This window comes from Alkalilimnicola sp. S0819, from assembly GCF_009295635.1.
Classification (GTDB): Bacteria; Pseudomonadota; Gammaproteobacteria; order Nitrococcales; family WHIW01; genus S0819.
Genome location: NZ_WHIW01000018.1, coordinates 33,020 through 45,478, shown reverse-complemented (window position 1 = coordinate 45,478; position 12,459 = coordinate 33,020). Strand labels below are relative to the sequence as shown.

Here is a 12,459-nt window from a genome sequence, read left to right as displayed (position 1 = left end):
GGGGGCGAGCAGCAAACTCGCTACGCTCAAACAAGCTGCTCGCTGATCCCCTTCCGGCTGCGATGCTCGGCTGCATCGACGGCCACCGCCGGCCGTACCCGCCCCAGGGCCTTCACGCTCCGGTGGACGCTCCACCAGCCATTGGGAACCGGGTCAGGGTGGGGCTTTCCGGGTTCGTCGGCGCCGCCGAGCACCGCAGGGCCGGGCGGAAATGAGCGGAGCGCTGTCTGAGCGGAGCCGCAGGCGTAGCGAGTTCGCGGAGCGCCGCCCGGGCCGAGGAGCACAGGGGAGTCCCGGGCGCAGCCCGGGACCAAGACGTGGAACCCGGAAAGCCCCACCCTGACCCAGCCGGTTGGCACAAGACCGGAGCCACAGCGCCAGCTTCTGTTTTCATTTCAGATTCTCCCGCCAACCCGCGATGAACCTTTCTATTGCCTGCGGATCGTAACGCCCCTCTTCCCTGGCAGGAGCCGTCGCACTACGCCGTGCTCGGTGCCGATGCAATCCACATTGGCCCGGCACAGGGTCACGAACCCGCCGGGCTATGCCGCGGTCCTTGTGCTTGCCCTGGAGTACGCCCAGATCGTACCGGGGAGCTGTTAACAGCCTTTGATAAAGGCCAATATGGGCCGAACAACTCCCACAAGGACCCCGCATGCACGCACAGATCCGCGGCTTCCTCGATCAGGCCGGAGAGGTCATTCTTGGCAAGCAGCCGCAGCTGCGCCTGGCGCTGAGCTGCCTGCTCGCCCGCGGCCACCTGCTGATCGAGGATCTGCCTGGGGTGGGCAAGACCACCCTCTCCCACACCCTGGCCCAGTTGCTGGGGCTGGATTTTCAGCGCATCCAGTTCACCAGCGACATGCTGCCCTCGGACATCCTCGGTGCCTCGGTGTACGAGCGCGATACCGGCGCCTTTCGCTTTCATCCCGGTCCGGTGTTTCATCAACTCATCCTCGCCGACGAGATCAACCGCGCCACCCCCAAGGCGCAGAGCGCGCTGCTCGAAGCCATGGAAGAGCAGCAGGTGACCCTGGAGGGGGAAACCCGCGCCCTGCCCCAGCCCTTTTTCGTCATCGCCACCCAGAACCCCGACAACCAGCTGGGCACCTTCCCCCTGCCCGAATCCCAGCTGGACCGTTTTCTCATGCGCATCAGCCTGGGCTATCCGGACCGCGCGGCGGAGCGCACGCTGCTCGCCGGCGCCGAGCGGCGCGGCCTGATCCGGGACCTCCCGGCGGTGCTCTCGCCACGGGAGCTGCTGGCGGCCCAGCACGAGGCGGGCCGCGTGCACTGTTCGGAGGCGCTGCTGGATTACCTGCAGGCGCTGTTGGAGCACAGCCGCCATTGCGGGCGTTACCGACATGGGCTCTCGCCCCGGGCGGGGCTTGCCCTGCTGCGCGCGGCGCGGGCCTGGGCCTGGATCGACGGACGTGACGCGGTGCTGCCCGAGGATGTGCAGGCGGTGTTCGCGCCGGTGGCGGAACACCGCCTGAGCGCCGGCGAGGAGCATGCCCCGGGTGAAGGGGCGCGCCTGCTGGACGAGGTGGCCATTCCCTGATGAGCACGCTCAACGGCTTGCTGCGCAAGCATCTGTTCAAGGGGCTGTCGGCGGGCAGCCAACTCATCGAGCTGCCCTATCGCCGCATCTACATCCTGCCCAGTCGCGCCGGGCTGGTCTACGCGCTGCTGTTGCTGGTCATGTGGCTGGGTTCGGCCAACTACAACAACAGCATGGGCTATCTGTTCACCTTCCTGCTCACCGGCCTGGCGCTGGTGATGATCCTGCACACGTTCCGCAACCTGAACGGTCTGCTGATACGCCCGGGGCAGGCGGAACCGGTGTTCGCCGGGCAACAGGCGCGTTTCCCCCTGCACCTGGAGAACCCCCTGAGCCGGCCCAGACCCGCCCTGGAGCTGCGCCATGGCAAGGACCACCCGGTGCACGTGGACCTGGACGGCCGGGACCAGGGGAGCGTCGTCCTGCCGATTCCCGCGCCCCGGCGCGGCCGACTGCGCCCGGGGCGTATCAGTCTGGCGACCCGCTATCCGGGCGGCCTGTTTCGCGCCTGGTCCTGGCTGGACCCGGACTGGTCCTGTCTGGTGTATCCGGCACCGGAGGCCGCCGGCGGCCCGACGCCAGCGGCCTCCGGCCAGCAGGGCCAGGGGCAGCACAACGGTGCCGGCGAGGAGGATTTCGGCGGCCTGAGGCGCTATCGAGCCGGCGATTCGCCCAAACGCATCGCCTGGCGCACCGTGGCCCGGGGCGAGCAGCCCCAGACCAAGCAGTTCACCGGCGAGGCCGCCGGCGAACTGTGGCTGGACTGGGACCAGGTGGGGCTAGCCGATACCGAGGCACGCCTGTCGCGGCTGTGTCGCTGGGTGCTGGAGGCCGAGCGGCGCGGACAACGCTACGGGCTGCGCCTGCCCGGGCTCAGCCTCCCCCCGGGGTGCGGTGAAACACACTACCGACGCTGCCTGCGGGCGCTGGCGGAGTACCCGGCATGAGTACGGCCACACCACCCCTGGGGCGGGATTTTCTGCTGCCCAACCCGGTGCTCGGGGCCCTGCTGCTTACCCTGGCCGCCGTACTGGCGCCACATCTGTTGCGCATCCCGCCCTGGCTCAGCGCCACCGTGGTATTGATCGGCCTGTGGCGGCTGCGCCTCGCCCTGCGCGGCGAACCCCTGCCGCCCGCCTGGCTGCGCATCCTGCTCACCGTGCTGATGACCCTGGGGGTGTACCTGAGCTACGGCAGCATCCTGGGGCGGGATGCCGGCACCGCCCTGCTCTCCGCCATGACCGCGTTGAAGCTGCTGGAAATGCGCCGCCCCCGGGACACCCAGGTGCTGCTGTACCTGGCCCTTTTCCTGATCGTCACCCAGTTCCTCTACTCCCAGTCCCTGCTCACCGCGGGCTACATGATGCTGGTGGCCTGGGCGGTGACCACCTTGCTGGTCAGCACCGGTCGTCCCACCCCCACCCGGGATCTGCGCCGGCAGGCCAGACTGAGCCTCACCCTGCTGCTGCAGGCACTGCCCATCATGCTGATACTGTTCGTGTTGTTCCCGCGCATTGCCGGGCCGCTGTGGGGCTTGCCCGAGGATGCCTACGCCGGCACGACGGGGCTCAGCGACAGCATGAGCCCGGGCAGCATCAGCCAGCTCAGTCAATCCGACGCGGTGGCCTTTCGGGCAAGCTTCGAGGGCGAGCCGCCGCCCCACGCCGCGCGCTACTGGCGCGGCCTGGTCTTCGCCAACTACGATGGGCGCAGCTGGCGGCCCGGGGAAGTACCCCCCACCCCGCCGGCCCTGCTCGGCACCGGCCGGCCCAGCCGCTACACCGTCACCCTGCAACCCCATGACCAGCGCTGGCTGTTCGCCCTGGACCTGCCCGGCGACACCCCCGCCGGCAGCGCCCTGAATGCCCACTACGAGCTGCGCAGCGATGAGCCGGTGCGGGAGCTGACCGCCTACCGGATGCACTCCTGGCTGGACTACCGCCTCGCGCCGTCCGCCGCGGAACGACACCTGGATCGCTACCGGGAACTGCCCCCGGGCGCCCACCCCCAGGCCCGGGCCCTGGCCGGGCAGTGGCGCGCGCAAAGCGACAACGACGGGCAGATTGTCCGCCTGGCCGAACAATGGTTCCGCCAGCGCGAGTTTCACTACACCCTCACTCCGCCCCGGCTCCCCGACGACCCGGTGGACGAATTCCTCTTCGACACCCGCCGCGGCTTCTGCGAGCACTATGCCGGCGCCTTCGCCGTACTGATGCGCGCCGCCGGCGTGCCCGCCCGCATCGTCACCGGCTACCAGGGCGGCGAACCCCACCCCTCGGGGGATTACATGATCGTGCGCCAGTCCGATGCCCATGCCTGGGCCGAAGTCTGGCTGGAAGGCCGGGGCTGGGTGCGGGTGGATCCCACCGGTTTCGTCGCCCCGGACCGGGTGGAATGGGGCCTGGGCGAGGCCTTGGGCGCGGGCGAGCCGGTGCCGGCCATGGCCCGGGGCGATGGCGGGCTGCTGCGCCGCTTCCGCCTGCAACTGGACCTGCTCGACAATCGATGGAACCAGTGGGTCATCGCCTACGGCCCGCGGCTGCAGCGTCAATTGCTCGGTCGCGTGGGCCTCGATGACTGGCGGCGCATGGCCGGCGCCCTGGCGCTGCTGCTGGGCGGCACCCTCTTGCTGCTGGGCCTGTACCTGCTCCATGAACGACGCCGTCAACCCCGGGACCCCAGCCTGCGCCTCTACCAGCGGTACTGCCGCAAGCTTGCCCGCGGCGGCCTCCCCCCCCATCCCAGTGAAGGGCCCCGGGACTACGCACACCGCGTGAGCGCCGCCCGGCCGGAGCTGGCGGCCAGGGTGCAGCAAATCACCGAGCTCTATTGCGCCCTGCGCTATCGCAGCGAATCGAGCAGCCCACGGCTCGCCGAGCTGCGCCGGGAAGTGGACGCCTTCAAACCAGGAGGACCCCAGTGAGCCAGCCCAGACTGATCGCCCACCGTGGTGACATCGGCCGTTACCCGGAGAACACCCTTGAGGGCCTGCGTGCCGCCGCCGAGGCCGGCGCCCAGGGCGTGGAGCTGGACGTACAGTTCAGCCGCGACGGCGAGCCCGTGGTGATCCACGACCCGGATCTGCGGCGCATCGGCGGCGGCCGAGAGCAGGTGCAGGCACTGAGCCTTGAGCAATTGCGGCAACGCCCCGCGGGCGAGCCGGAGCGTTTCGGGGATCGATTTCGCGAGGTGCGTCTGGCCGGCCTGGCCGAGACCGCCGCAGCCCTGGCGGCCTGGCCGGAGCTGACCGTGTTCGTGGAGGTGAAGACCGACACCCTCCCCCGCTACCGCCTGCCTGCCTGTGTGCAGCAGGTGCTGGCGGCCTGCGCGCCTCTCGGCAAACAACTGGTGCTGATCAGCTACGCCGACGAGGTGTTGCAGGAGGCCCGCTCGCTGCGCGCGGGGCTGCGCACCGGCCGTGCGCTGCACAACCTGGACGCCGCCGAACGGGAGCGCTGCGAGCTGCTGCGGCCCGACTTCGTCTTCTGTGACATCGAGCTATTGCCCGCGGGCACCGGCGCGCCTTGCTGGGGCGGCGACTGGGAGTGGGTGGTTTATGAGATCAATGAGCCGGAGGAAGCCCGACGGCTGCATCGGCAGGGATTCGATTGGGTGGAGACCGGGGACCTGCGCGCCTTGGCCGCCGCCCGTGACACGCCCACACCCCCGACCCCGTAGGAGCCATGGGCATGGCCACGGCTGAAAGCCCCGGGCTCGCTCAATGCGCCCTCGCCCGACTCCCCCGCTGGCAGTTTCGATCCTGGCGCGCCGCCACTTCCAGCACCGCCGGCCGCTCGGCCAGCCGCGCCAGGCTGATGCCGTCGAGGAAATCGTGGATCTGGCCGCTCAATTCCGCCCACAGATCGTGGGTAAGGCACGCTTCACCGTCCTGACAATCGCGTCGGCCCTTGCAGCGGGTGGCGTCCACGCTCTCGTCCACGGCCAGAATGATATCCGCCACGGTAATCCGCGCCGTCTCCCGAGCCAGACGATAGCCGCCGCCGGGGCCGCGCACGCCGGTGACCAGCCCATGACGACGCAAGCCGGCGAAAAGCTGCTCCAGGTAGGACAGGGAAATCCCCTGGCTGCGGGAGATGTCCGCCAGCGCCACCGGCCCGTTGTCCTGATGCAGGGCGAGATCCATCATCGCCGTGACCGCGTAGCGGCCCTTGGTGGAGAGTTTCATGCCACACCCGGCTCGGACCGGGCCGAGAAACCGTGCCCCTGCCCCAGGCAGTATCGCAGCCAGCGGTTGAGAAAGCGGTTCAATTCCCACTTCCAGGCAAGGCTCCCAGGCACCGGGCGCGGCTCGCACCGATGCCGGGCGAAGGCCTCCAGACCGCGCTCCGGCAAGACCTCCGCGCTGCGGGCATCGTGATACACCCGCACCTTCAGATTGGGAAGCGAATGCACCCCCTCGCCGTCCCGGCCGAACAGGTGGGTCAGGTGACAGGTGGTGGTATAGGGGTTCTTCTCCAGCACCTCCAGGTGCAGATCCGCCGAGCCGCCCCGGGAGACCTCCCGCGGGCCCAGCTGACGCAGCTCCGGCACCAGGCGACGCATATAGATGTAGTTGCTCTCGTAGAGCTCCATCAGGCTCGCGAAGCTGCCCGGTGTGAGCTCGGCCAGCGGCGTATGTGGTGTCAGCAGAATCATACCCGGATCATAGCACAGCGGTTTTCCTCTCCCGCTCCTGCGCGCGGGTGGAATCCATCACGGTTTTTTAATAAAGTCGCCGCTTGATTTTGCCGCCGTGCAGGATCGTGGTGCAGATCTCCTCAATGGACATCGTGGTGGTCTCCACAAAGGGGATGCGCTCGCGACGGAAGATCTTCTCCGCCTGGGACACCTCGAACTGGCATTGGCCCAGGGAGGCGTAGCGGCTGTCCGGCTTGCGCTCCTTGCGAATGGTGTGCAGCCGGGTGGGCTGGATGGTCAGGCCATGGAGCTTGTCCTTGAACTGGCGCAGGGACTCCGGCAGCTTGCCCTCGTCCAACTCCTCCTCGGTGAGGGGGTAGTTGGCGGCGTAGATGCCGTACTTGAGGGCGAAATAAATGCAGGCGGGCGTCTTGCCACTGCGTGACACGCCGATGAGGATCAGGTCCGCCTGGGTGTAGTGACGTGTGGTAACGCCGTCATCGTGGTTGAGCGCGTAGTTCATGGCATCGATGCGCACGTCGTACATGCTATTATCCGCCATCCCGTGGGAGCGCCCCACGGTGTGGCTGGAGGGTCGACCCAACTCCCGCTCCAGTGGCGAGATGAAGGTGTCGAAGAAATCGAAGGCCACCGCATCGGCGGTGGCCACGATCCGCCGGACCTCGTCATCGACGATGGTGCTGAAGACGAAGGAGCGCTCGCCGCTTTCCTCGTTGGCCGCGCGGATCTGCTCAAGGGCCTTGTGGGCCCGCTCGGGATTGTCCACGAACGGTAAGGTAATCTGCTCGAAATCCACCTCGAACTGCGTCAACAGGCTGTGACCCAGGGTCTCGGCGGTGATGCCCGTTCGGTCGGAGACGAAAAATACGGTGCGTTTACGCGACATGGAGCTTGTTCTTCACTGGCTGGCCTGAATAGCGGGTCAGTCATCCTAGCCCAATTTCCAGGGCGGTAGAACGACTCCACCCGGCGCGACACCGAGGTGCGGAGAAGGTTTTGAAATTGTGGGCGCCCCCGGGCGTCCCGACGTTTACAGGCAAGTGATGCCGGCGCGCAGCAACAGGGGGAACTCCACCTTGCGACAGAATGTAGTCTGGTTCGATTCCTTGGGTATGGGCGATGTTGACCGCGTAGGCGGCAAGAACGCCTCCCTGGGTGAAATGATCAGCAACCTGGCCAATGCCGGGGTGCAAGTGCCCGGTGGTTTCGCCACCACCTCCGCCGCCTTCTGGGACTTCCTCGACGCCTCCGGCCTGCGCGAGCAGATTCACCAGGAACTGCAGGGCCTGGATGTGGACGACGTGGACACCCTGGTGGCCACCGGTGCGCGCATCCGCAAGATGATCGTGGACACCCCCTTCCCCGATCACTTGCGCGACGACATCGTCAGCGCCTATCGCAAGCTGGAAGACGAGGCCGGCGGCGAGCTGGCCGTGGCGGTGCGCTCCTCCGCCACCGCCGAGGATCTGCCCGATGCCTCCTTCGCCGGGCAGCAGGAAACCTTCCTGAATGTGCGCGGCCTGGACAATGTGCTGCTCGCCATCAAGGACGTGTTCGCCTCCCTGTACAACGACCGCGCCATCGCTTACCGGGTGCATCACGGCTTCGAGCACAGCGAAGTCGCCCTGTCCGCCGGCATCCAGCGCATGTGCCGCTCCGATGTGGGCGCGGCCGGCGTGATGTTCACCATGGACACCGAATCGGGCTTTCGCGATGTGGTGTTCATCACCTCCTCCTACGGCCTGGGCGAGACCGTGGTGCAGGGCGCGGTGAACCCGGACGAGTTCTACGTCCACAAGCCCACCCTGGAAGCCGATCGCCCGGCGGTGCTGCGCCGCAATCTGGGCGGCAAGGCCATCAAGATGGTCTACAGCGATGACCGCGCCCACGGCAAGACGGTGAAGACCGTGGACGTGGACGAGGCCGAGCGCATGCGCTTCTCGCTCACCGACGCCGAGGTGCAGGATCTGGCCCGCCAGGCGCTGATCATCGAAAAGCACTACGGCCGCCCGATGGATATCGAGTGGGGCAAGGACGGCAACGACGGCAAGCTCTACATCCTCCAGGCCCGCCCCGAGACGGTGAAGAGCCGCGACGCCGGCCAGGTGCTGCAGCGCTACCAGCTGAAGGATCGCGGCGAGGTGCTCGCCACCGGCCGCTCCATCGGCCAGCGCATCGGCGCCGGCAAGGCCAAGATCATCGATGACCTGAAGCAGATGAGCCGGGTACAGCCGGGCGATGTGCTGATCACCGACATGACCGACCCGGACTGGGAGCCGATCATGAAGCGGGCCGCGGCCATCGTCACCAACCGCGGCGGGCGCACCTGCCACGCGGCCATCATCGCCCGCGAGCTGGGCATCCCGGCCGTGGTGGGCTGTGGCGACGCCACCGAGCGAGTCCAGGACGGACAGCCGGTCACCGTGTCCTGCGCCGAGGGCGATACCGGTTTCATCTATGAGGGCGAGCAGGAATTCGTGGTCAACGAGGTGAGCCTGGCCGACATGCCGGAGCTGCCCTTCAAGATCATGATGAACGTGGGCAACCCCGATCGGGCCTTCGACTTCGCCAGCCTGCCCCATGCCGGCGTGGGTCTCGCGCGGCTGGAGTTCATCATCAACCGCATGATCGGCATCCACCCCCGGGCGCTGCTGGAATTCGACCAGCAGCCGGAGGAGCTGCAGCGGGTGATTCGCACCCAGATCGCCGGCTACGCCAGCCCGCGGGATTTCTACGTCGAGAAGCTCACCGAGGGCATCGCCACCCTGGGCGCCGCCTTCGCGCCGGAGACGGTCATCGTGCGCATGTCGGACTTCAAGTCCAACGAGTACGCCAATCTCATCGGTGGCGAGCAGTACGAGCCCCACGAAGAGAACCCCATGCTGGGCTTCCGCGGCGCCTCGCGCTACATCTCCGAGGAGTTCCGCGAGTGCTTCGCCATGGAGTGCGATGCGCTGAAACGCGTGCGTGACGACATGGGCCTGACCAATGTCATCATCATGATTCCCTTCGTGCGTACCCTGGACGAGGGCCGTCAGGTCATCGAACTGCTGCGCGAGCAGGGCCTCGAGCAGGGCAAGAACGGCCTGAAGGTCATCATGATGTGCGAGCTGCCCTCCAACGCCCTGCTGGCGGACGAGTTCCTGGAGATCTTCGACGGCTTCTCCATCGGCTCCAACGACCTGACCCAGCTCACCCTGGGCCTGGACCGGGATTCAGGCCTGATCGCGCACCTGTTCGACGAGCGCGACGCGGCGGTCAAGCGCATGCTGGCCATGGCCATCCAGAGCGCCAAGAAAGCCGGCAAGTACGTGGGCATCTGCGGCCAGGGCCCCTCGGACCATCCGGACCTGGCCCGCTGGCTGATGGAACAGGGCATCGACAGCGTGTCCCTGAACCCGGACACCGTGGTGCAGACCTGGCTGTTCCTGGCCGGTCAGTCGGTGGACGAACAGAGCTGACACCTCAGCTCAAGGCACAGCTTGAAGGCGCCCCCAGGGGCGCCTTTTTGCAGCCACGAAGCCGTTCGCTACGCACAAGGCCCGGATTCTCGCCGTCGGCCTCATCCGGGCGACGCGAAGCCGTGCAATTGCGGAACCGAACGCGGCCTTCGACGGTCTGTTCGTGCGAACAATCCCCGAGACACCGGTAACGCCCCCTCACGATGACAAGCCAGACCCGCCAACGCCCCTCCACGGCGCTGCTCGCCATGCGCCTGTTCGGCAAGCTGCCGCTCGCCCTGAGCGCCCGGCTGGCGGCGGGGCTTGCCTGGCTGAGCGCCTGGCTGCCACTGGGCATGGCCGGTGCCTACCGCAACGCCCTGATCAACATCATGCTCAGCCACCCGCACCTGAACTGGGGGCAAGCGAGCCGCCTGGCCCGCCGCGCACTGGCCGGCTCGGCGCGCAATCTGGCCGATGCCGCCCACGTGTGGTCCGCCAGCCCCGAGGAGAACCTGTCGCGCATCAGCCGCATCGAGGGCCTGCAAGCCGTGCGCGAGGCCCATGCCGCCGGGCGACCGCTGCTGATTCTCACCCTGCACCACTCCAGCTGGGAACTGCCCTCCCTGCTGCTGGGCCGGGAGCTGCCCGCCACCATCTTCTACAACCCCCACGACGATGCGCAGCTCACCCGTGCGGTCACCGCGGCGCGGGAGGCCACCGGCAGCCGGCTGGTCGAGGCCAATGCCCGGGGCATCAAGGCCGGGCTGCGGGCGCTGGAGCGCAAGGAGGCCGTGGTCATCGTCGCCGATCATCTGCCCAAGGGCCGGAACAACCCCTACGTGCCGTTCTTCGGCGTGCCGGTACGCAGCTCCTCACTGCCCCACCAACTGATCCGCCGCTTCGACCCGGCGGTGTTCTTCATGTACAGCCATCGCCCGGGCAACGACGGCCGGGTGGAGATTCACTTCGAAGCGGCCGACACCGCCCTGCACGACCCGGACCCCCAGACCGGGCTCACGGCGCTGAGCGTGGGCCTTGCCCGCATCATCGAACGCGCGCCGGCCCAGTACCACTGGACCAACAAGCGCTATGCCCGCACCGCCCACGGCCCCCGCACGCTGTACCGGCGCGGCAGTGTCAAGGCACTGCGTCGTGCCCGCCGGGAGAACCGTTGCGCGCGCCTGGAGGAGCTGGGAAGGCACTGAACAGCGCCCCCCAGGCCCGGGCCGCCTGGCCTTTCATGCTGCGCTGCGATACTGCTAGATTGGTGGCTGGTTCGCGACTCTGGGAGCCGCTGTGTCCGCGCATACCCTCTATCGCCCTGAAGATACCGCCTACCAGTTCGACCATGAGGAACTGCGCCGCCGCCTCGCCGAGCTGCTGCCCGCCGAAGGCCTGATCGTCGACGAGGCCGGCCGCCGGGCCTACGAGTGCGACGGCCTGGCCGCCTACCGCCAGATACCACTGTTCGTCGCCCTGCCCGAGACCGTGGAGCAGGTCCAGGCGGTGCTGCGCATCTGCCAGGAGCTGGGCGCCCCGGTAGTGGCCCGAGGCTCCGGCACCAGCCTCTCCGGCGGTGCCCTGCCCCATCCCCAGGGCGTGTTGCTGAGCCTGGGCAAGTTCAATCGCATCCTTCAACTGGATCCGGAGCGACGCATCGCCGTGGTGCAGCCCGGCGTGCGCAACCTGGCCATCAGCCAGGCCGCCGCGCCACACAAGCTCTATTATGCGCCGGACCCCTCCTCCCAGATCGCCTGCTCCATCGGCGGCAATGTGGCGGAGAACGCCGGCGGCGTGCACTGCCTCAAATACGGGCTCACCGTGCACAATGTGCTCGCCGTGGAGCTGGTCACCATGGATGGTGAGCGGCTGCGACTGGGCTCCGAGGCCCTGGATGCGGCGGGCTACGATCTGCTGGCGCTGATCAACGGCTCCGAGGGCATGCTCGGCGTGGTCACCGAAGTCACCGTGCGTCTGCTGCCCGTGCCCCAGGAAACCCGCGCCCTGCTCGCCTGCTTCGACCAGGTGGAAGTGGCCGGCGATGCCGTGGCGGCCATCATCGCCCAGGGCATCATCCCGGCGGGCCTGGAAATGATGGACAACCCGGCCATCCGCGCCGCCGAGGACTTCGTGCAGGCGGGCTACCCCACCGACGCGGCCGCCATCCTGATCTGCGAACTGGACGGCCATCCCGACGAGGTGGATGCGGAGATGGCGCAGGTGGAAGCCCTGCTGCGCAGCCAGGGCGCGAGCGAGATCCGCATCGCCCGGGACGAGGCCGAACGCCTGCGCTTCTGGGCGGGCCGCAAGGCGGCCTTTCCCGCCGTCGGCCGCATCAGCCCCGATTATTACTGCATGGACGGAACCATTCCGCGCAAGCACCTGGGGCAGGTGCTGAGACGCATCAGCGAGCTGAGCGAGCAGTACGGCCAGGCGGTGGTGAACGTCTTCCACGCCGGCGACGGCAATCTGCACCCCATCGTGCTCTACGATGGCAATGTGCCCGGCGAACTGGAGCGCACGGAGAAGCTGGGCGGCGAGATCCTGGAAACCTGTATTCGGGTCGGCGGCAGTATCACCGGCGAGCACGGGGTGGGCGTGGAGAAGATCAACCAGATGTGCAGCCAGTTCAGCCGCGAGGAGCTGGCCCAGTTTCATGCGGTGAAAGAGGCCTTCGACCCCCAACGGCTGCTCAACCCGGGCAAGGCCGTGCCCACGCTCAATCGCTGCGCCGAGTTCGGCGCCATGCACGTACACCACGGCGAGCTTCGCCACCCCGAGCTGGAACGCTTCTGA

General features: G+C 68.0%; 10 protein-coding genes. 7 read left to right on the top strand and 3 right to left on the bottom strand.

The features are described 5' to 3' along the window. Positions 1 to 655: 655 nt before the first annotated feature. Genes GBG68_RS12895 through GBG68_RS12880 form a run of 4 tightly spaced genes read left to right on the top strand, consistent with a single transcriptional unit; the run spans position 656 to position 5,239 of the window. Positions 656 to 1,561, top strand: a complete 906-nt coding sequence (locus tag GBG68_RS12895; RefSeq protein ID WP_152148007.1) for an AAA family ATPase — start codon at positions 656 to 658, stop codon at positions 1,559 to 1,561. Continuing rightward, positions 1,561 to 2,508, top strand: coding sequence for a DUF58 domain-containing protein (locus GBG68_RS12890; RefSeq protein ID WP_152148005.1), 948 nt, complete (start codon positions 1,561 to 1,563; stop codon positions 2,506 to 2,508). The genes GBG68_RS12895 and GBG68_RS12890 overlap by 1 nt, the downstream gene beginning before the upstream one ends. Beyond that, positions 2,505 to 4,484, top strand: coding sequence for a DUF3488 and DUF4129 domain-containing transglutaminase family protein (locus GBG68_RS12885; RefSeq protein ID WP_152148003.1), 1,980 nt, complete (start codon positions 2,505 to 2,507; stop codon positions 4,482 to 4,484). The genes GBG68_RS12890 and GBG68_RS12885 overlap by 4 nt, the downstream gene beginning before the upstream one ends. Further along, positions 4,481 to 5,239, top strand: coding sequence for a glycerophosphodiester phosphodiesterase family protein (locus tag GBG68_RS12880; RefSeq protein ID WP_193222337.1), 759 nt, complete (start codon positions 4,481 to 4,483; stop codon positions 5,237 to 5,239). Before GBG68_RS12885 ends, GBG68_RS12880 begins: the two co-directional genes overlap by 4 nt. A 40-nt stretch (positions 5,240 to 5,279) precedes the next feature. Here GBG68_RS12880 and GBG68_RS12875 read toward each other — a convergent pair whose 3' ends face one another. The 3 genes from GBG68_RS12875 to GBG68_RS12865 form a co-directional block, all read right to left on the bottom strand. Continuing rightward, positions 5,280 to 5,747, bottom strand: a complete 468-nt coding sequence (locus tag GBG68_RS12875) for a Fe-S cluster assembly transcription factor (RefSeq protein WP_152147999.1) — start codon at positions 5,745 to 5,747, stop codon at positions 5,280 to 5,282. Continuing rightward, positions 5,744 to 6,214: a DUF1249 domain-containing protein gene (locus GBG68_RS12870; RefSeq protein ID WP_413463314.1), complete on the bottom strand. Its 471-nt coding sequence runs from the start codon at positions 6,212 to 6,214 to the stop codon at positions 5,744 to 5,746. The genes GBG68_RS12875 and GBG68_RS12870 overlap by 4 nt, the downstream gene beginning before the upstream one ends. A 70-nt stretch (positions 6,215 to 6,284) precedes the next feature. After that, positions 6,285 to 7,106, bottom strand: a complete 822-nt coding sequence (locus tag GBG68_RS12865; protein WP_152147994.1) for a pyruvate, water dikinase regulatory protein — start codon at positions 7,104 to 7,106, stop codon at positions 6,285 to 6,287. Positions 7,107 to 7,296: 190 nt separating this feature from the next. On the opposite strand from GBG68_RS12865, the gene ppsA reads away from it, so the two are divergent. The 3 genes from ppsA (at position 7,297) to GBG68_RS12850 (ending at position 12,459) form a co-directional block, all read left to right on the top strand. Further along, a complete protein-coding gene (ppsA, locus tag GBG68_RS12860; protein ID WP_152147992.1) occupies positions 7,297 to 9,681 on the top strand; it encodes a phosphoenolpyruvate synthase in 2,385 nt (794 codons plus the stop codon). A gap of 203 nt (positions 9,682 to 9,884) precedes the next feature. Further along, positions 9,885 to 10,868, top strand: a complete 984-nt coding sequence (locus tag GBG68_RS12855; RefSeq protein ID WP_152147990.1) for a lysophospholipid acyltransferase family protein — start codon at positions 9,885 to 9,887, stop codon at positions 10,866 to 10,868. A gap of 91 nt (positions 10,869 to 10,959) precedes the next feature. Next, positions 10,960 to 12,459: an FAD-linked oxidase C-terminal domain-containing protein gene (locus GBG68_RS12850; protein WP_152147988.1), complete on the top strand. Its 1,500-nt coding sequence runs from the start codon at positions 10,960 to 10,962 to the stop codon at positions 12,457 to 12,459.